Below are 19,684 nucleotides of genomic sequence, written 5' to 3'. Positions count from 1 at the left end.
GCCCGGGTGAGGTGATCAGCGGTGCGGTGGCCGCGGCAGGTCGCCTCCGTGATGGTGGTCGTGCTGCTGGTGGTGGTGCCTCCGGTGCTGCTGGTGCGCCTCGCCGGTTGGCCGCTGCCCTCCCGGCCCAGCCTGGCAGAGCTGCAGCAGTGGGTGGCGGAACCGATTACCGCCCAGACCGTGACGGCGGCACTCACGATCGGTGGATGGCTGTTGTGGCTGCTGGTGGTCGCGGCGGTTGTCCTGCGTGTGCTGGTCCGGGTGAAGGCTGTCGCCCGGTGGATGCGGCGGATACCGCTCCCGACGCCATTGCAGGCCACGGCCACCGGGCTCGCCGGGGTCGCGGTCCTCGGGACGAACACCGCAACCGCCGCCCCCGCAGCGGATCAACCTGTCGCCACCACCCCAGCAGCCGCTGGCGATTCCCGTGAGCCGCTGGACCAGCAGGCCCCGGACCGGCAGGCCGAGGTGGCGGGAGTGGTGGTGCCGGGTGGCTGGATGCCCCGGGAGACCGCCGAGCAGATAGCCGCCGCCGGGGCGTTGCTGTGGCTACGGCGCCGCCGCTCCTACCGGCCCGCCGCACCCGATCCGCAACCACGTGACCCCGACCTGGCACCACTTCCCGCCGTCGTCGCCGCCGCCCAGACGGCCGTCACCACCGAATCCGACCGGCAGGGTGACCACACCGGCCAGGACACCCCTGCAGTAGGTAGGCAGGACGGCGATGGGCCGGTCGTGGTGTTCCCTCCCGGCGGGGTGGGCCTGACCGGGCCGGGCGCGTCCGACGCTGCCCGAGGCATCCTGGTCACCGCCGCCCTCCAGGCGCTACGCGACCCGGCACCGGCGATGCGGCTCGTCACCACCCGCGTCGACATCGACGCGCTCCTCGGCCCACACCCGCCAGTGTCCGCCGTGGCGGGAATCCACGTAGCACCGACACTCGACGACGCCCTCGCTGTGGTGACATCGCAACCCACTCCTGCACCCCCACCTTCTGCCGAGGACCAGACGGCGAATCGCGGCAGGCTGCTGCTGCTCACCCACGCCCCAGCCAGCGGCTCTCTCGCAGCGGCCACCGCCGACAACGACGTCGCCTTGATCGTCGTCGGGGAGTATCCCGCCGGCGACGCCTGGAGTGTGGATCCGTCCGGGCGTATCCGCAGCCCTCACAGCCCCGATGCCCGTCGCCGAATGTGTGTACTGGACAGGGCGGCCGTCAGGGACATCCTCACGGTGATCAGCCCACCGGAGGCCATCACCATCGGAGGGTCGCTCACCCAGCCGTCTCCGCCGCCGTTGTTGCCACGTCCCCGAACCCCTGCCCGGAAGCCGAACGACCAGACCAGCAGCGACGCCCGACGATCGGATCCGTCGGCGGTGCGGCTGCGGGTCCTGGGCGGTGTCAGCGTGTCCTTCCAGGGCACGCCGGTGAGGATCCGCCGTAGCGCCGCTCTGCAGGCCCTCGTCTTCCTCGCGGTCCACCCGCACGGCGTCACCGGACGGGACCTGGTCGAAGCGATCTGGCCGGGCCTGCCCGCCCACCGGGTCACCGGCCGCCTCTACACGACGATAAGCGACCTCCGTAAGGCGATACGTGACACCTGCGGTGTGGCACTCATCGAGCATGCCGACGACCGCTACCGGCTCAGCCCCGACCTGGACGTGGACCTGTGGCGGCTGCACCAGGCGGTACAGCAGGCCACGACCACCGTCACCGACCGGCCGCGAGCCTGGCAGGCGGTGATCGACCAGTTCGGTGGTGCCCTCGCCGACGGGTACGCCTGGCCGTGGCTTGACGCGCATCGTGAAGTCGTCCGCCGGCACGTCATCGACGCCTACGTCGCCCTGGCGGACGCGCAGCCCGATCGCCGTCAGGCGCTGGCGCTGCTGCAGGACGCGATCCGTGTCGACCCCTACAACGAGCACCTGCACCAACGAGCGGCACAAATCCTGGCATCCCTCGGTGACCACGTCGCGGCGAGCGACCTTCTCGACGCCTACGACAAGCGGCTCGCCCACGCCGGGCTCACCGCCACCGACCTTCCTCGAGGGGCCGGGCGCGCAGTGCGGTGAACGGCCAGCGACGGCCATCCATCGCTGCCGAGAGGGCAGGTCCGCCGACGTTTCCTTGATGCCCGGACGCGTTGGTGCGACAGGCCGCTGAGCTGGGGTTGTAAGGCTGTGTAAGGCCGTGTGAGGTGCTGTAAGCCCGCCAACCGTGTCCCGGCGGCACCCTGCGGTCATACCGTCGACGGCACCGCGCATTCCCCTGTCACCGGCGGAGCGCACCCTCCCGCCGGACCGTTTCGCGCACCCCTGTCGAAGGAGGCACCCTGTGGCGCGTCCGTCCGCTCTGGCCCGGGCCACGGCAGTGGCCATCCTCGTGACCGTGGTGCCGGCCATCCTGGTACGCGTCGGCGGCGACGCTGTCCCGCGTCCCTCGATGGCCCTGCTGCGGGCGTGGATCCACCAGCCCCTGACTCCCGGCTTCCTGACCATGGTCGTCCTGGTCGCGGCGTGGCTGGTGTGGGCGCTGCTGGCCGCCGCCGTCGCGGTTCGCCTCTACGCCGCCGCCACCCGCCTGACGCGGTGGCTGCCGCCGATCCACCTGCCCCGGCCGCTTCAGGGTCTGACCGCGGCGATCCTCGGGGCCTCCGCCATCACCACCAGCGGTGTGGCCGCCCACGCCGCGCCCGCACCAGCCACCGCGACGCTCCACGATCCCGCACCCGATGCCGCACGCCTGGCCGCCGACAGCCGGGCGGGCGACCGTCCGGTCGCCGATGGCAGCCCCACCCACAAGGTGCGGCGCGGCGAGTCACTGTCCACGATCGCGGCGCACCGCCTCGGCGACCGCGACCGCTGGGACGACATCTTCGCCCTCAACCGCGGCACCCGCTTTGCCACCGGCGGCACCCTCACCGACCCGGACCTGATCCGTCCCGGCTGGGTCCTCGATCTACCCGCCAGCACCGCTACGCGGCCTGCGGCACCCCCAGCGAAGCCACCCACACCCGCAGCGCCAGCCGCCCCCCACGGCCCGACCCCCGCCACCCCGAGCAGCGGCAGCCCCGCTGGCGAGAACACGTCCGAGACACCCTCGACGGCACCAGCAACCTCCCCGACAACAGTGGTGACCAGCCCGACAGCCGCTTCACCGGCCGCCCAACCGACGCCCGATCTGCAGTCTGCTCCGGCCGCACCCTGCGGTGTTCAGATCGGTCGCGGCGGCTGGATCGACCTCGGCTTAGCGACCGCAGTGGTAGCGGCTGTCGCCCTGGTCTGGGCGCACCGCCGCCGCCGATACCACCCACGCCCGCCAACGCCACTGCTACGTCTGGACGATCCGAGCGTGGCACCGATGCCCCCGCTGGTCACCCGCATCCGCCGCGCGCTGCGCCACCTGGCCGCCGCAGCGACACCAACCACCCAGCCGGGCACGGACCCCAGCACACCCGGCAGCGAGCCCGACCGGACCGGCCTGCCCTCCGACCTGCTTCACCCCGAGCAGACTCCGAGCCCGCTCACGCCAGCGTCGACCGACCAACTGGGCGACATGTGGCCCCCGTCCGGACTGGGGATCATCGGACCCAACGCCGAGGCGGCAGCCCGAGGTTTCCTGGTCGCCGCGCTCGCCGCTGGCAGTGCCGACGAACCCTACGGACGCGCCCACGTCGTCATCTCCTCCACCACTCTGTCCACGCTGCTGGGATCGGCCGCGACCGTGCCCGACACACCACGGCTGACGGTCACCCACCGGCATTTCGACGCGGTGACGCTTCTGGAAGAGGAGATCCTGCACCGTGCCCGCTGGTGCGCCGACTACGACGTTGACACTGTCGCCGAGCTACGCGACGCCGACGCCCTCGCCGCACCGCTGCCGCCGATGCTGGTCATCGCCGATGCCGACGAGGTTCCTGACGAGCGCGCCGTCTCCACGTTGCTCACCCAGGGGCAGCGCCTCGACATCCACGGCGTCCTCCTCGGCGCCTGGCCGAACGGCGACACCGTCATCGTCGCCGACGACGGGACCACCCGCCCCGCTGACGGCGACGCCCACCGCGGTGGCAACCACCCGGCCAACGTCGGCCGGCTCAACGTCATCGATCCACACGACGCTGTCGACCTGCTCCGAGTCCTCGCCGAGTCCCACACCGGAGACTCCCAGCCGCCGCCACCCGCCGACCCCTCGCCACCTGACAGCGACGATCACCAGGACGACGACAGCGAGCCGGCACCCGCCGACGAGGCAAACCCCACCGACGACAAGCACCCCGCCCCCGCCGTGGACGACGCCATGTCGCACCCGCCGGCTGCCGGAGACGGGCCAGGACGCGTCGAGGTGCAGGTACTCGGGGACGCCCGGATCGTCGACATGGACACCACCCAGCCGCTGCGCGGCAAGTCCCTGGAATTGCTGGTCTACCTGGCCGCCCGAGGCGGCACCGCGAGCCAGGAAGCAATCCTGGAGGACCTGCTGCCCGACGCGGCCACGAGCAAGGCACCCCACCGGCTGCACACCTACGTCTACAACCTGCGCCGCGTCCTCAAACGCACCGGCGGCTCCACCACATATCTCTCCCACCCCGACCGGCGGTACATCCTGCACCAGGACACGGTCGACGTGGACTTGTGGCGCATGAGCGACGCCCTCGACCAGGCCAACCGCGCCACCACCGACGCCGACCGCATCGCCGCCCTACGTCGCGCCATCGACACCTACCAAGGGCCCCTCGCCGGCGACAAGGGCTACGAATGGATCGAACCCTACCGGGAGGCCGTCCAACGGCAGGCCGTCGACGCCACGCTCGCGCTGGCCGACGCCCTGCACGACCAACCCCGCGAGGCACTCGCCGCGCTCACCAACGCCATCAGGCACCACCCCTACGCCGAAGCGCTGTACCAGGCGGCGATGCGCGCCCACGCCACCCTCGGCGACGCCGCCGCGATCCGTGACCTGCGCCGCCAACTCGCCTGCGCCCTCGACGAGATCGACACCGACGTCAGCGACGACACGGCCACCCTCGCGACCACCCTGGTCAACCGACTACAGCGCGGCCCGCGCCTCGCCGAACAGGACGGGGCCGTCCAATGACCGGCACATACATGGGTCGGGCTCGCGCCAACGCCAGGCCTTGGCAACCGCCCGGACTCTTCGGCACGCCCCCAGCTCGGCTCACTAACCAGCCGGCCACGGGCCAGCTCGACGCCGAGTTGGAGCACGCCGTACGGCGAGCCGCCCGAATGCGGACCATCTTCTACGTCGTCGTACTGCTCGTCGCGCTCACCGGGCAGGTCACCGGCGCCACCCAGAAACTCGACATTCCGCTACTCATCGCGATCCCCGCAGTGGGCGCACTGGAACTGGGCGGCGTCGTGGTGATGGCCAACGCCGACGTGCGCCGCCGCCTCGGTGAACGCGCGATCGCCTCCCGGATGCTGTCCGCCGCCATCGCGGCCGGCGCGACAGCATTCAACTGGCTGGCCCACGACAACCACCTCCTCGGCGGGTTCTTCGCCGGCATGTCCGCCCTCGGATACCTGGTCTGGCTGACGCACGTCGAAAACGTCCGCCGCGATCGACTCCGGGCGATCGGAGCGCTACCGGCCACCACACCGTCCTACGAGCCGCTCGGCCACTGGCTACGCCACCCACTGATCACCCGACGAGCCCGGTCCATGGCCAAAGCCGACCCAGGGCTCGGCCTCTACGGGTCACTCGACGCCGCGTGCACGGCCCTGCGCCGCGAACACCGCAACGCCGCCATCGCCAAGATCCTCCGCCGCAAGATCAGAACAGCGGTCGACCCCACCACCGCCACCATCGCCGTGCACGTTTACGACCTCGACCAGATCGCCGCCCGGCTGGCCGACACCGCCGACTACGACGGCCTCACCAACCTCATCGCCGCCGACCTGACCCCCGCACGGATCGCCATCGAACCCGATCGGCGCCCCCGGAGACACCTCAGCCGGTGGCCTTCCCGGCTCGGGCGCACCGGTGCCAGGGCGGAACCACCCCCGCCCCACGACGAGCCAACCGCTGGCCGGCACATCGAGCCGGAGCCGCCTCCACCCGCCGCCGAAGCACGGCGGGAACCACAAGCCACCGGCGACCCCGAGGTCGGTCAACCCAAGCCGCCCGTCGGAACAGCAGACGAGCATGCCATCGAAGTCCCGACCCCAGGGCCGTCACTGCGGTGCGATCCGGATCCAGACTGCCCGACACGAACCGTGAATGACGCGCCACCAGCCGCTCCTGAACGGCCGAAAGCCCTCCAAGGCAGCACGGACCGTAGTAGTGACGAACCGCCGACGTCAGGCGATGACGAAGAGCGGTCCGAGATCCCGACCGAAACCGCCGCCGCCGTCGCCTACTGGCTCGGCATCGACCCGCACATGGGGTACGACGACATCGCCCGCCGGATCGGCCGAACGGAACGAACCGTGCGTCGTAACCTTCCCCCCGGCTTCCGCCGGTCGACTGCGCGCGGCCGGACTTAGGTTCGCGAGCCGGCGGGGACGCAGAGGCAGGCCGGCGTGCTCATGCCGTTGCCTGCCCGTCCTCGGGGTCGGGGGCTCGCCACTCTCGGGGCTTGGCGCCGGTGGCGTCGGCGACTTGGGCGACGTCGCGGTGGCTGTAGGCGGTGCGGGTGCCGGAGATGGACATGCCGGCGGCTGCGGCGAGGTCGCCCAGCGTGTAGGGGCGGGGTTGGACGAACTCACGCCCGTAGGCGATCAGCTCACGGATCCGCTGCTCGGCTTCCTCCTTCGCGCGACGGGCACCGGCCAGCGCGCCGATCAGCGGGTCCTGGTCGCCTCCGTCCCACGCGGCCCGCAGGTTCTCGGTGGCACGTTCTTGGTCTTCAGCGGCTTCGTCCCGCGCGGCGAGGAAGCCGTCGTCGTGTTCCTCGCCGGGGTCGGGCTGCGGGATCGGGTACAGGATCGCGGCCACGTCGGTGAAGATGTCTCGTCGAGTCATGTCCTACATTCTGCGCAACCTATTGCGATGATCGCAATAGGTTGCGGCGACCGCAATCAAAGTTGAGATCCCATATCCGATCTTGTCCAAGAAGCGAGAGGATCCCGCAAGCCCCTGCGGCCGGATGACTCGAGCAGGCCATCCGATCCGGCGCGTCGGCCTACTCGCCTCCGCTCGGTGGGTGCCTGGCGACGACGTCCGCGAACAGCTCGGGGTCCGAGTACGGCATGACCGCCCAGTGCAGGTCTTCGGCGGAGTCGATCAATGAAGCGTCGGGCGCATCCTGTTGACGGGTGTGGTCCTCGATCAGGTGCAACTGCACCACTTTGGCGGTGCGCCGGATGGCGTTCGCGATGTCGCCGGCGGTGATGGCGAGGGGGCTGGTGATGCTCTCGCCGTCCCGATCGACGTAGAAGCCTGCCTGCTTGTCGAGGTTGCGCTGCTTGGCCGTGGCCGTGAACGTCTCCAAGTCGGGACGCTCGTAGTACTCCATCCGCCGGTCCAGGCTCCAGAACCCGGCGAGCCCGAGGCGAACTGCTCAGCCACCTGCAGCTTCTCCGCGTGCGGCCGTCGGGTCGAGCTCAGGCCCTCCGGCACGATCACGTCGCCCGCGGGCCTCGGTTCGAGGCCGTAGAGGCCGAGCGGAGCCGTCCACTGGTGCTCGGCCGCCTCGTACAGCCAGCGCGCCTTGGCGAGTTCCTCCATGGCGAGCACGATCAGCGCCTGCGCCCGGCCGGGGCTGTCATGGGAGGCGAGGAGCGCCGCGTCCTCGACCAGCGCGACCGTGTTCGCCATCAGGGACTTCCACCACCGCCGCGCGAAGTCCGCGGTGATGGTCTCGGGTTCCTTCTCGCTCGTCTTCGCCATGATCCAAGTATCGGCGGAGGCTCGTGCGCTGATAGGTGAAACGACGTCGTGTCGGCGGTGATCCAAGCCGCCATCAGGGACGCAGATGGTCGATCATCACCCGTTCGACGCGTCGATGAGCCCCTGCAGCGCGTCCCTCGTCGTCGTGAGCTCGGCGATGCGGCCGTCGTACGCCTGGAGATGCTCCACGAGCAGCGGAACTGCGCACGGTTCGAGGCGGTCGGTGTCGTGGATGCAGTCGAGGAGCTCGCGGATAGCCTCCACGGGCAACCCTGCGCCGAGCAGCCACCGGATGGAGCGGACCTGCTCGACGACGGACGGGTCGAACAGGCGCTGGCCGGCGGACGAGCGCTCCGCGGCGATGAGGCCCTGGTTCTCGTAGTGACGCAGCATCCGCGGCGTGGCCGACGTGAGAGCCGCGACATCGCCGATCCGCAGCGCCGTTCCCTGGGTCGCGCCGCTTGCCCCTGCCACTGGTGTCAACTCCTACGGTCGCTTGCATGACCACATCGATCACTCTGTTCAATGGTAGGGCGGCCGAGGCGGCGGACCTCGCGCCACTGGCCTTCGCCGGGTTCGCCCACTTCACCGCGATGCAGGTCCGGGACCATCGTGTGCGGGGGCTGGACCTGCACCTGGCCCGTCTCCGGGACGCCAGCGACGAGCTCTTCGGCCGCCACCTGGCTGACGAGACGATCCTCGAGCAGATGTGCCGCGCTCTGGCGGCCGCTCCCCCGGACGCGTCGCTGACATGCTTCGTCTCCTCGCGGCCGGGAGAGTTCGCCCCCGCTGGGGACGACGTTGACCTCGACGTGCTGGTGAAGGTCACCGATCCCGCGACTGCGCCGTCCGGACCTCTCTCGCTCGACGTCGTCGAGCACGAGCGGCATCTCCCCCGCGTCAAGCACGTCGGCGAGGTGTCCAAGACGCTCCTGCTCAGGCGCGCGAGCGCCCCGGGCTTCGACGACGCCGCGTTCGCCGACCGATCGGGTCGGCTGAGCGAGGCCACCATCTGGAACCTCGCCTTCTGGGACGGAGAGGCCGTTATCTGGCCGTGCGCCGAGGTCCTCCCCGGCGTCACGATGCAGATCCTGACGCGCCGACTCGACGCACTAAGAGTCCCTCAACGGACGCAGGAGGTCAGGCGCGGCGAGCTCGGCGGGCGTCTCGCGGCCGCAGTGATGAACTCGTGGACGCCGGGCATCGCGGTCGCGCGACTCGGCGACGAGCCGCTCGTCCAGGACCAGGAATTCCTGCGCATTCTGAACGCTGCCTATGCCGAAGAGCCTGCGGTCGCCCTGTGATCGTCGAGAGCGATTTGGTGCGTAAGTGATCACGCTGGTGTGGACGGTTAGACCCGGAGCGCGATCAGTTACACGCTGTCGGTCGGGCCACCTTCCTGGGTAAGCGGGTGTCGCCGTCGGTCCGAGCGCACCTCAGGTCCGCCCTGCCCAGGTGTGCGCTGTCCAAGTTCGCGCCGGCCAGGTTCGCGCCGGCCAGGTCTGCGCCGTCCAGGTTTGTGTAGTGCAGGTCCGCGCGGGTCAGGTCCGCGCTTGCTAAGTTCGCGCCGTCTAGGTTCGAGTAGTCCAGGTCCGCGCCAGTTAGGTTCGCGCCGAACAGGTCCGCGTCAACCAAGACCGTGCCTGTGAGGTCTGCGTGGGCCAGGTCCGCGCCGATCAGGATCGCACCGGTCAGGTCGGTATTGGCGAGGTCGAGCGCGCGGCGGGGCCTGGCCGAATGCCCGCCGTTGGGGCTGGTGTCGCGATGGACCAGGACGGTTAGCGCCGCCTGGATGTCGACCGGTGCGCGAAGCCGGGTGCCTTCCAGACGTTCGATCGGCGGATCGGGGAAGAGCCGCTCGGGTGCGGGGGCGTGGACCCGGACGAAGGCGGCGAGGATGTTGACGACGGCAGGTTGGTCCTCGGCTGAGTCGCGCATGATGCGTTCCAGGGCGTAGATCGCCCCGAGCCGCACGTCCACCTTCTCCGGACCGGGCTGGCCGAGCTGCTCGACGGCCTTGGTGAATCGGTCGGTGATCTGGCCCTGCGCGGTGAGCCGCTGCTGCTCGCGGTTGGCCTCGTTGGTGACGTACAGGCCGATGGCCACGAACAGCACCGACAGGATGCTGCCGATGGCCACCAGACGCTGCCACGGGTCGGGCTTGACATCGATTGGCCCGGCTGGGACGAGTTCCACTCGAGCCGCCGTCGGCCGGGAAGGTCGGAGTGTCCGGGGCCTTGTCGCGGACTGCCCTGCGGCTCTCCAGTGCCGCCTCGGAGCGGGGACACCACCACGGTGACGGGTTCCAGCGTTGGGCTGATCACGATGCGTCGACACGGCGTCCATTGGAGCCGACCCGAGCCAACGAGCAACAGCCGCAGTCACACCCAGGCATCACGCACCCGAACCGCCGGACTCAAGGAACTCTGCGACCTCGGCCTCGCCAGCACCCGCAAGGCCGTGGTCAGCCACGACGGCAGCTTCATCAACTTCCACCGCCGTCGCAACGTCCACGTACTCCTCGACCAGACGGCTCCGACCGCCTCCAGCAAATGAGTGCTCAAGGCGGCGTTCCGCAGGCCGCCTGCGGAACACTCCCTCGCTTCGCGCGGAGCAAGCTGGAGAAGAAGTAATACTTGCGGCCCTGGCCGGGGACGCGCTGACACGGAGCAAGCTGAGTTGCCGAACGGGTGAGGCGTGCCGCGCTCGGCCTCCGGCCGGCGTCGGCCCAAGGGGTACGACACGCCCGCCGGAAGCCGGTCGCCGAAGGAAGTTGTGCTGGTGAGGGCTGTCGGTGGAGCAGCCGGAGACGCCCGAGGGCGGGCACCGTCCGGGTGCCCGCCCTCGGGTTGGATTGCCTCGTACGTCAGACCAGGAAGGGTGTGACGCCCAGGATGACCAGTACCACCACGACCACGTTGATCACGACGGCCTGGGGCGCGCGGAGGGAAAACCGCAGCTCAGTCACCGTTACCTCCTCTCCCAAAGGTTGTCTCGGGCGCGGGGATGGCCAATTCCGGCGGTTCGCCTGGGGCGGCTGCCAACCGTGATCCCAGGTTCAGTGAAACCACCGGAGCCGGGGCCCATGGTACGGCCCTCGGCGAATCGCGGTCAATTCAGTCGCCCTGACTGTCCCCGGTTCACGGCTGCGCAGCCGTGAGGCCCCACCTGTACTTCAGATAAAAACTTGCCAGGGCGACAAGGGGGGTCGTGAGGCTCGGGGTGCGTAAACGTAGTCCCCAAGGAAGGGACCAAGTTATCTGCGTCGGCCGAAACGATCTTCTTGGGTCTCAGCAGTAGTGTGACTGCACATCAAAGCGTTGTACGTGCGGCAGAAGTGCAGGTCAGCGAGGGGGTGGGAATGTCCCCCCTGTGTGATAAACTCCCCGGCCTTTCTGTCGTGGCAGAGGTGGGGATGGTTGAATGCAGTACCGTTTAAACGGCCTTGCCTCCCTCTCGGCCCGCGTGAATTGCCTGCGGAATTACTCTGTCGGAACCCGCCCTCGATCGGTGCCTGCCGATCACGGAAATAGGATGCGTAGCTTTGCTACATTTCCCCCATCCAGGAATCGCATCCCCGGCGCTTCTGTATGCGCTATCTCATGGCGGGCAATTGGGAATACGATTAAGTCCTACGTGGATTCATGTGGCATCACTGGCTGCGAAAGTGAATTGCGGCTTGCAAATCAAGGCCTTCTTGTGTCAGACTCGACGCGTCGGGAAGCGGCCTGCCATGGCCCGTGACCTGCGGCTCAAGCTCCCAACGGTCTGTCTCACGCGGGGATGGCCAATGGGTTGATGGCCCCTCTGCTGCCAACGGAGGGGCCATCTTCTTTCGGCTGGATCAAGCATGGCCGACCGGTTCGTCATCACTAACCGTATGCTCATCCGGCCTTGTATGCGTACCGCTACGCGATGTCTGGGGGAAGGTCTTTTCCGCTCGGGCCGGTAGTGCCCCACGGCACCCCGCAAAGCCTTGCCAACTCTCGTTTTCAGGGTGTCCCGGCCAAGGATTCTCCGCATCAACGTGCTACCTGCGGGTAGTCGTGCGCGTGAGCTCCGGGTGCCAGTGCTGCCCCTTGCGCGGGCGCGATCACCTGGTCCCTCATTACTCACCGTGACTTCTGTCGCGTGTGGAGGGACGTTGGCTCTTGCGGGTTCAACTGAACGTACTGCCGCAGTGGCCCGCACAAGATCAGATGACACCGCGCAGTCCCGAGGCCCCAGGTGGCCGCCACGCACGTCCCCCGGCCGACCGGCGTTGACCAAGACCACGCGCGGGGAGGGGACGCCGTGGCTTCGGGCTGGTGGGGAGTACGGCCTGCCCCGACCAGGCCGGTGTTGCCGAGGCTGTTGCCGGCGGTGAACAACACCTGGTGCCCGCCGGTGTCGGTGTCCCACAGCAGCGGCCCGGTGTGGGTGTGCAGGGCGGTGGTGTTGGCCCGGAGGATCTGCCCGATTCCCGGGTCGCGTTCGATGGTGGGTCAGATCTCGACGAGGCTGTCCGCAGCGGTGACGGCGAGCAGGCGTTGCTGTTCGTCGGGGGTGGTTTCCCGGGTCGCGCGTTGGACTAGGGCGTGCACCCGCAGGCTGGCGCTGCCGGGGGTGGTGTTCTGGGTGCTGCTGGTCAGGCTGAGGCGGTGCAGTGTGCGGATCGCGTCGTGGGTGTCGTCGGCATCGACGGGCTGGCCGAGACGCTGCTCGCAGTAGGCGGTGACCGCTTGGGCGGCGAACAGGTTGTGTGGCATGCCGTTGGGGTCGAGCAGGGCGGCGATCTGCAGCAGGATCCGGGCGATGCCTCCGGTGGCGGCGTCGGCCAGCTCGACCGACAGTGCCCACGTGTCGGCCACCGGTGTCGCCTGGTCGTCGGGAAGCAGGTGCGGCGACAGGGCGGTCAGCCGGCGGCGGGCCAGCCGTTTGCGGTAGCCGGCACAGGTCAGATCCTGATCCTGGATGTAGGTAGCGGCCTGCGCCAACGCCAGCGGCAAACACCCGAGATCGGCGGCCAACTGGGCGGCTTCGTCAAGCCGGTGCGCCTCCGGGTCGCTGCGCTCGTTGCCGATCGCAAGAACGACGGTGAAAGCAAAAAGGCCGCAGTTTCTCACTCGTTTGGTCGGGGCACCGCGCGGTGCCCCGACCAAACCTGTCATCCAGCGTTCCGTCTGTTGCTAATCGCCGTCCGACATCACTTGTTGAAGCGCAACCACGAACCGAGATGCCTCGTGGTCGGGTTGCGGCCTCCAGCCATCCGCCTCGCGTGGCGTGGTGAACGGGCCAACAGCCACCAGAGAGCCGTTGGCCCGGTCAAGCAGAATCAGACAGGTCACAGCAGTATCCGCAGGGCGGGCGGTGACCATGTCGGCCATGGTGTGAGGCGCGTCGATCCACGCCGTGCTGGGTATGTCCCGTTCGCTTGGGCAATGGAGGGGCACCGGACGGGTAGCCACGACGTCCGGCTGAGCGAGCGCCAGACGCGCGGCGTAGGCGCCGGCGGTGCTGCTGCCTGCGAAGGGACCGTACGCGCGTAGCTCGGTGTCGACGGTGACCGCGAGCAGCGCGTGCGGCACCGCTTCCTCGTGAGAGTCCATCACGGCGAGGGTGATGATGTCGCGGGAGGCGATGTCGGTCAGTGTGATCATGACAGGACGTCCGTCGCTGTCCCTCTTCCAGACGCCGACGTCGAGGTGCTCGGAAGCGATAGCTAACAGGCGTTGGTATGCCCGGTTGGCCATATTGAAGGGGTGCTCGGTCGTTGTCTCGGATGACATGCAGGATTCCTGACATAAGAACTCGATGACGGGAAATAGTCCCCGGTGGTTGATGTCGCCATGGCGTCAAGCAGCGGCGCGCCGTTCGGTTGCCAGAACGGTGCGGTGTTGACCACTGGCGCGGTGCAGCCCAGTCAGGGATTGGCGCCGCTGGGGTAGGTAAGGGTGACCAGCCGGCGGAGCAGGGCGATGGTCTCGCTGTCGTCGGGTTCGTCGACCGTGACGACGACTCCGTGGTCGGTGTCCGGCAGGCGGGTGAGCACGTAGACCGTGCCGTCGCTGTCGACCGCCTCGATGTATCGCGTCTCGACTGGTCCATTGGACTGCTCGACGATGGTTGGATACATGAACAGGTATGCGAGGGCGTTGACCTTGTAGGGGTGCCCGGCCTGGAGGGCGATGGTGGCCTGGTGGGAGGGGTGGTGCGCCTCTTCGGTGATCTGCCGGAGCGCGGCGACCGGCCCGTCCGGCTCGTTCTGCCACCGGGCTGGTTCAACGAGCAGTGGCACGACGGTGACGGCGCGGGCGGTCGGGCCGGGGTGGCTCTCTATTGGCGTTTCCCGGAGCCAGGCGAACAGCACAGGCCCTGGGCAGTTGTGCATCGCGGCTGCGTGGGCGTCGATACCGTGCAGGCAGTGCACGATGGCGTCGCGTTGATGTTGTGACAGCATCAGGATCCGCTCCTTCAAGGTGTGGCTGGACGGGTGCGGCCCAGGTAGGCGCGGCAACGATTCAGGCCTGATTCCGCGCACGGATCAAGTCGTTCGTCCAGCGGGACTCCACGGAGAGGTTCGGCACCGCTCTGCCCGTAAGGGCGGCATTGACGGTGCCGACCCTGCCGGCGGTCAGGTGTTGCGCAGCGCGGTAGCGGCGGCGCGGGCGATGAGCCGTCCTGCGTCGGCGGGTTTGCCGAGGACGGTGGCATGGGCGCCCTTGAGTGGACGGGAGTCGGGTGGGCCGAGCCAGAGCAGTCCACAGCCGGAACGGACGAGCCGGTCCAGACGTTTCTGGCCGTCGGTGATCTCGGCGGGGGTGAACTCGCCGTCGCTGACGACGACGAGCAGCCGCGCGCCACCGCGCGGATCGGCCAGGCTGAGGGCGGCGTCGAGGGCGTCCACCGCGAGGGGGAATCCCTGCGTGTTGTTCTCCCTGCCGAACAGGCGGACCTTCTCGGGTGGCTGGCCGGGGCGGGTCACGGCGGTGACGTACTGGCCGAAGGTGACGGTGGCGCTGGTGCCGCCGGCCCAGGCGGTGGCCTGCGCGGTGATCCACGCCGCCGAGGCGATCGGCCTGGCAAACGCTGCCACCGAGGGGGAGACGTCGGCGACGATCCCGACGTGGATCGGTGGCTGCGGCACGCGGCGGCGCTCGGTACGCCGCCACGGTTCGGAGGTGGGGACCTGCCCGGCGGCGCGCTGTGCGTCGACGGCGAGCGCGGCGCGGGTGACGAGCCGGCCGGGCGGTGTCACCGAGGTGATGACTGCGTCGGTCGGTTCCCGGTAGGCGGCTTCCCGCAGTGCGCGGGCGAGCTGCCGTGCGGCGGCACGCTCGTCGTCGTCGGGCTGCCGGCTCCGGTGCACGGGAGGTCGCTTGCGTACCAGCGGTGACCCGTTGGTGCTCGCACCCCCTCCTCCGCGGCCCGCGCCCGCGTCGGTCCCGAACACCGCGCTGGCCGCGTCCTGGGATCGTTTTTGCTGGTCGGCCTCGGCCTGGCGTTGCTGGGCGCGCTGTGCGGCGCGGGCGGCGGCAGCCGCAGCGGCCTGGGCGGCTTCGGCGTCGTGGGCTGCCACGGCACCGGCGACGGAGCCAGCCGCGTTGCGCAGCGCACCTCTGCCGGCGGGACTGCCGCCTGTGCCCTGCCCTGACTGTCCCGTGCTGCCCTGCCCGGCCTGGCCAGGCCCCGGTGCGGGCGGCGCGGCCTCGGGGTCCACGCCCAGCGCGTCGCACCAGCGTCGACCGAGGGTGAGCATGCCGTCGGTGTCGTCGTCGGGCACCTGATGCGCGTCGCGCCAGATCCCGGTGAGGGCGCCGAGCAGGGCGGGGCGCAGGATCCGGACGACGGCCCTGCGTAGCTGTTCGGCCTCGTCGGGGTCGATGACACCGGCGTCGACCCGGCCGAGGACGAGCGCGGCGCTGGCGGCGGCGGCCCACGCGTCATCGGTGGTCGGGATGTCGTCGAGCAGGATCCTGGTGACGGCGGCGCGCAGCCATCGGCGGTCGCCGGGCCTGCGGCGCAGCTGGGCGGCCTCGATGCGGGACTCCTCCAGCAGCGCGGCGGCCTCGGCCACCCGGGCGGGTCCGGCCCCGAACTCCCAGCGGGTGTGCTGGGAGTGCGCGGCCTCGTGGACCAGCAGCCCCCACGCCACGGGGTACTTCTCTCGGGCATCGGGGTCGTGCGGGTCGACCGTGCGGGGGTCGATGCCGAGGTACGTGCCGTCGATTTCGATGGTGGCACGTTCGCGGATGAAGCAGGCGGGTGCGCCGCCGCCGGCGCCGGGTTCGATGACGACGAGCAGGTCCTCACGGCCGGCGATCGGGGGGATGTGTGCGCTGAGCGCAGCCGACATGCGGAGCCATGCGTGGTCTGCCGGCAGTGGGGTGGATGCGGCGTCGGGGTCAGCGTTGAGGTGTTTCGACAGCGACATGGTGCTGTCCTCCTTTCCGGGGTTACAGCTGGTTGCCGAGGGCGAGCGGCAGGATCTTGGCCAGGCCGAAGGCTTGGCAGACGGCTTTGTGCACGACCTCGCGGTCCTCGACCGGGGCGAGGCCGATCAGGTTGGCCATGGCGGTGTCGACGCCGAGCACGTCGGCGATCCGCTTGAAGGCGAGCAGTTCCCGCAGTTGTGGCGCCCAGCCGATCTCGCCGCTGTCGTACTGGGTGGCGAGGTTGCGGGCAGCGCGGACCATCCGGGAGTCGACGCCGAGCGCGGCGGCCAGGTCGTAGTCGGAGGAGACCTTGACCTGGGTGGAAAACCGGGAGGCGAGAGCCTCGGTGAGTACGGCGCCGTGCACGCCGGGGTTGTGGCCGGCGACGACGTAGAAGCCGGGGGAGGCGGTGACGACCCGGCCAGCGGCGGCCTTGAGGATGATCTGCCGGCGGCCGTCCATGGCCGGGTAGACCACGGCGAGGACCTTCGGCTGGATCAGGGTGGCGTCGTCGATGAACAGCACCCCGCCGGCTTCCATCGCCCGCGGCAGCGGACCGGGCACGAACTCGTAGCCGCCGGCGTCGGTGGGCACGTAGTCCCCGACGATGTCCCCGACGGTGGTGTCGCCGTCGCCGGGCACCGTGTGCAGGTCGGTGCCGAATGCGGCCTCGATCAGGGAGGTCTTGCCGGTGCCGGGCGGCCCGTACAGCAGCACGGGAACGTCGGCGTCACGCAGGTCGCGCAGCACGTCGACGTCGGGGCGTTTGGCCAGCAGCCGCGGGTAGTACAGCTGCCCGTTTGGGCGCCGCACCGGCCCCGTGGTCGGCTTACGCGGCGCGGACGGCGTGGGGGTGGGGGTGCCCGGTCGCGGGGTCGACACAGCCGGGCGGGTGGCCGACGCCGTCGCCGGCCGTGGGGCGGGTGTTGCCGGCCGGGTGGCGGGCGCGGGTCGGGCGGCGGGCGATGGCGCGGGCGGTACCGGCGTCGGGTTGGCCCGGTGCTCGGCTGTTCCCGCCTGGGTGATGCGGTACTGCTTGGGCGAGCCGGGCAGGAGTTCGGCGTGGCCGCGCTCGGCGAGCCGGTCGCAGGCCTGACCGATCGCGCCGGAGGACCGACCGACCAGGATCGCGGCGATGTCGCCGACGTCCATGGCGACCCCGGCGCTGGACAGTACGGCGAGGACCTGGTTCTGCAGCTCGCCGGCGCGTAACCTCGGCAGCCCGCTGACCGCGTTGATCCCGCTGCTGGGCGCGGAGCCGCTGGGCGTGGCGGGCGTGCCCGCTGTCGGTGTCGTCATCGCCGGTCCCCTGACGCCGCCGGTTGGTGCGGCGGGGACACGACTACCGCCACCCGGTTGGGTGTTCAAGTCGCGACCGGGGCTGGTGCGCTCTGGTGCGGGTTGAGGTTGCACGCGTGGTTCCTCCTGACAATGGGCAGGAGGTGGCCACGCCTCCGGCGCGACCACCTCCCGATTGGGAATGGGTTGGCACCGCGCCGAACCGCCTCGGAGAGGGCGTGGCGGGCAACCGATGGCGGTCGCCGGAAACGGGCGTCGGTCAGCTACGGATGACGCCGCGTAAACAGGTGGAGCGAGTGCCGCTCGCGTCGAGGAGCCTGTGCGCGGAGCGGGTCAGGTGGTTGCGACTGGTGGGCGTGGTGGGGGCGATCGCGGCTTTACGCGGTCTGCCACACCCAGCGGCTGCCGGTGCCGTTGACGCCGTCACGCGTGCCGCGCGACACGACCTCACCGCGCTCGTCGATGACCTCGACGCGCCAGACCACCGACAGGCTGCGGTACTCGCGCTGCACGTGCTGCACCACCGCGGTGAGGCTGGGGAACCGGGTTCCGACACCGGACGGGACCTCGGTGATCGGGTGAGATGTCGGGTTGCCCTCCAGGTAGCGGTGCCCTCGTATCGACACCGCGAGGATCCGGAACATGTCATCTCTCCAGGACTTGAGACTTGCTTTCCAAAGGGGGTGTGCGCCGCGCGGCCCTCGACCTGCTGCAGGAGCGCGGCCGCGGGGGCGCCGGTCGGGGCGCTAATCCGGCCACTCCTCCCACATCCAGGTGCCGGCGCCGACCGCGAACATGTCGTCGTCGTCCGGTGCGATGACCTCCCGAACGCCCTCGCCATGCAGAAGGAGCACCTCGCCACTGACGAATAGCTGTCCCGGCATGGAGTCGGGCTGCGCGCCATCGCGGCGCCACTGCTCGTCCACGTCGGCCATCAACCGCGCGACCACATCGCGAGTGAAGCGGGGCCTGGCCCAACCGTTCCAGTGCTGCGGCCCGATCTGGCAGGGGTAGGGCCCGCCGCTGGCACCGGCGATCCGGACCACAGCGGGACGCCAGGATGAGGAGGCGGCGGCGCGCGTGCCGCCCGGGGTGAGCTGCCGCGCGGCACCGGTGGTGACCGCAGCGGCCAGGAGCGTGGCGATCGCCCGCCAGGCGCGCTCGATCGCCGTGACGGTGTCGGCGACGACGCCGCCGAGGTAGTCCGGGTCCTGGCTGATCGTGTACCGCAGGGCGGCGTCGGCGGTGCCGCTGACGTGCTCGATCAGGACCGCGCACAGCCGGGCGGACTGCGTGTCGGTCGCAGCGACGCGCGGATCGGCCAGGAGGGAGGTTTCGTCGAGGTCGTAGCCGAACTGTGTGGCGACCCGCACGAGCGGGCTTCGCGACGGAGGCATGGAGTTCTCCAACAGAGATCGGCGGCGCCCACGAGGACGGGCCCACGGCGCTGGAGACCGCAGGCAGCCCGTCCTCGGGGCGCCAGGTGGACGAGAGGGGCGAGCCAGGAGGCCTGGGGGCGTCGCGGTGCCGGCTTGCCAACGCGGCGCCACCGCCGTTGGCCGTGAGGGCGACCGACAGCGGTGGCGGGGACGCTCGTCATCCGGTTGACGCGCCGCACGGCGGGGTCAGCCGGAGACCGGGGTGTGGTTGATGCGGCTCGGGTCGACGACGGTGCAGAAGCTGCGGTGGACTCCCCGCCAGTAGCGGCCGTTGTCGCCGCCAAGCTGGACGAGGGAAACCTTGTCGCCCGTGACGCGCAGCACGACATGAAGCTGCCCGGCGGGCCTGTGCCAACCGGGCCCGGCGACCGTGACGACGCTGCCCGGCCAGAGGACGGTGGGGGTGGCCTCGGGGATGGGCGGCGTGCTGTTCCTGCTGGCCGGCCGCGGTGATGGCGTTGTCGGGTGCCGGCTGGAACATGTCCTTCGGGGCCCGGATGGGGCGCCCGCCGGTCACGGGCACGGCGATGAGGTTGACACGGTGCACTTCACGCACGCGATAGACGACGGTCTCCTCGCCCGGCCGCGCGAAGGCCGGGTCGATGACGACGAGATCGTCCGTGGTGAACGTGTGGCTGGGCATGGAGAACGACGCTCCTGACTGGCTCTTTGTCGGACATGAC

At 70.2% G+C, this 19,684-nt stretch carries 19 protein-coding genes and 1 pseudogene; 7 read left to right on the top strand and 13 right to left on the bottom strand.

The features are described from left to right. Positions 1-21: 21 nt before the first annotated feature. The 3 genes from IGA62_RS12260 to IGA62_RS12250 all read left to right on the top strand — a co-directional run bounded on the left by IGA62_RS12260 (position 22) and on the right by IGA62_RS12250 (position 6,504). A complete protein-coding gene (locus IGA62_RS12260) occupies positions 22-2,073 on the top strand; it encodes a hypothetical protein (protein WP_145821544.1) in 2,052 nt (683 codons plus the stop codon). A 262-nt stretch (positions 2,074-2,335) separates the two neighbouring features. Continuing rightward, positions 2,336-5,095, top strand: coding sequence for a BTAD domain-containing putative transcriptional regulator (locus IGA62_RS30575; RefSeq protein WP_269780482.1), 2,760 nt, complete (start codon positions 2,336-2,338; stop codon positions 5,093-5,095). 149 nt (positions 5,096-5,244) lie between these two features. After that, positions 5,245-6,504, top strand: a complete 1,260-nt coding sequence (locus IGA62_RS12250) for a hypothetical protein (protein ID WP_145821546.1) — start codon at positions 5,245-5,247, stop codon at positions 6,502-6,504. A 40-nt stretch (positions 6,505-6,544) separates the two neighbouring features. Here the strand turns inward: IGA62_RS12250 and IGA62_RS12245 are convergent, their stop codons facing one another. The 3 genes and pseudogenes from IGA62_RS12245 to IGA62_RS30925 form a co-directional block, all read right to left on the bottom strand. After that, positions 6,545-6,982: a hypothetical protein gene (locus tag IGA62_RS12245; protein ID WP_145821548.1), complete on the bottom strand. Its 438-nt coding sequence runs from the start codon at positions 6,980-6,982 to the stop codon at positions 6,545-6,547. 160 nt (positions 6,983-7,142) lie between these two features. After that, a complete protein-coding gene (locus IGA62_RS30570; protein ID WP_280526211.1) occupies positions 7,143-7,487 on the bottom strand; it encodes a hypothetical protein in 345 nt (114 codons plus the stop codon). A gap of 83 nt (positions 7,488-7,570) precedes the next feature. Beyond that, positions 7,571-7,777, bottom strand: a pseudogene (locus tag IGA62_RS30925) (AbiV family abortive infection protein); the annotation flags it as partial. Between IGA62_RS30925 and IGA62_RS29610 the strand changes: the two are divergent. Further along, positions 7,686-7,910, top strand: coding sequence for a hypothetical protein (locus IGA62_RS29610; protein WP_198501303.1), 225 nt, complete (start codon positions 7,686-7,688; stop codon positions 7,908-7,910). The pseudogene IGA62_RS30925 and the gene IGA62_RS29610 sit on opposite strands and share 92 nt — an antisense overlap. Positions 7,911-7,945: 35 nt before the next feature. Here the strand turns inward: IGA62_RS29610 and IGA62_RS12235 are convergent, their stop codons facing one another. After that, complete coding sequence (locus IGA62_RS12235) at positions 7,946-8,323, bottom strand: MerR family transcriptional regulator (protein ID WP_232624985.1); 378 nt, start codon at positions 8,321-8,323, stop codon at positions 7,946-7,948. Between the two features lie 26 nt (positions 8,324-8,349). On the opposite strand from IGA62_RS12235, the gene IGA62_RS12230 reads away from it, so the two are divergent. Continuing rightward, a complete protein-coding gene (locus tag IGA62_RS12230; protein WP_145821550.1) occupies positions 8,350-9,153 on the top strand; it encodes an aminotransferase class IV family protein in 804 nt (267 codons plus the stop codon). 64 nt (positions 9,154-9,217) lie between these two features. On the opposite strand, the gene IGA62_RS12225 is transcribed toward IGA62_RS12230, so the two are convergent. Continuing rightward, positions 9,218-10,045 (bottom strand): pentapeptide repeat-containing protein, encoded by an 828-nt coding sequence (locus tag IGA62_RS12225; protein ID WP_186500102.1) that lies wholly within the window; start codon positions 10,043-10,045, stop codon positions 9,218-9,220. Between the two features lie 129 nt (positions 10,046-10,174). On the opposite strand from IGA62_RS12225, the gene IGA62_RS12220 reads away from it, so the two are divergent. Beyond that, positions 10,175-10,405: a hypothetical protein gene (locus IGA62_RS12220; protein WP_145821554.1), complete on the top strand. Its 231-nt coding sequence runs from the start codon at positions 10,175-10,177 to the stop codon at positions 10,403-10,405. A 1,928-nt stretch (positions 10,406-12,333) separates the two neighbouring features. Here the strand turns inward: IGA62_RS12220 and IGA62_RS12215 are convergent. The 8 genes from IGA62_RS12215 to IGA62_RS30040 form a co-directional block, all read right to left on the bottom strand. Next, positions 12,334-12,999, bottom strand: a complete 666-nt coding sequence (locus IGA62_RS12215; protein WP_145821556.1) for a DUF7779 domain-containing protein — start codon at positions 12,997-12,999, stop codon at positions 12,334-12,336. Between the two features lie 18 nt (positions 13,000-13,017). Beyond that, on the bottom strand, positions 13,018-13,617 hold the full coding sequence (locus tag IGA62_RS12210; RefSeq protein WP_145821558.1) for a hypothetical protein: 600 nt from the start codon (positions 13,615-13,617) through the stop codon (positions 13,018-13,020). Between the two features lie 134 nt (positions 13,618-13,751). Then, a complete protein-coding gene (locus IGA62_RS12205; RefSeq protein WP_232624984.1) occupies positions 13,752-14,288 on the bottom strand; it encodes a hypothetical protein in 537 nt (178 codons plus the stop codon). Between the two features lie 174 nt (positions 14,289-14,462). Continuing rightward, positions 14,463-16,184: a VWA domain-containing protein gene (locus IGA62_RS12200; protein ID WP_232624983.1), complete on the bottom strand. Its 1,722-nt coding sequence runs from the start codon at positions 16,182-16,184 to the stop codon at positions 14,463-14,465. 100 nt (positions 16,185-16,284) lie between these two features. After that, positions 16,285-17,562, bottom strand: coding sequence for an AAA family ATPase (locus tag IGA62_RS30045; RefSeq protein ID WP_232624982.1), 1,278 nt, complete (start codon positions 17,560-17,562; stop codon positions 16,285-16,287). Positions 17,563-17,939: 377 nt separating this feature from the next. After that, the gene (locus IGA62_RS12190) at positions 17,940-18,206 is read right to left on the bottom strand and encodes a hypothetical protein (RefSeq protein WP_145821562.1); all 267 of its coding nucleotides are present in this window, start codon (positions 18,204-18,206) and stop codon (positions 17,940-17,942) included. Between the two features lie 102 nt (positions 18,207-18,308). Further along, positions 18,309-18,971, bottom strand: a complete 663-nt coding sequence (locus IGA62_RS12185) for a hypothetical protein (protein ID WP_186500386.1) — start codon at positions 18,969-18,971, stop codon at positions 18,309-18,311. A 216-nt stretch (positions 18,972-19,187) separates the two neighbouring features. Beyond that, a complete protein-coding gene (locus IGA62_RS30040) occupies positions 19,188-19,325 on the bottom strand; it encodes a hypothetical protein (protein WP_232624981.1) in 138 nt (45 codons plus the stop codon). A 100-nt stretch (positions 19,326-19,425) separates the two neighbouring features. Here IGA62_RS30040 and IGA62_RS30035 point away from each other — a divergent pair, with 100 nt between their 5' ends. Continuing rightward, a complete protein-coding gene (locus IGA62_RS30035; protein ID WP_232624980.1) occupies positions 19,426-19,662 on the top strand; it encodes a hypothetical protein in 237 nt (78 codons plus the stop codon). Positions 19,663-19,684 lie beyond the last annotated feature (22 nt).

This window comes from Micromonospora sagamiensis (assembly GCF_014680085.1).
Lineage (GTDB): Bacteria > Actinomycetota > Actinomycetes > Mycobacteriales > Micromonosporaceae > Micromonospora > Micromonospora inyonensis.
This window is presented reverse-complemented; position numbering and strand designations above follow the sequence as displayed.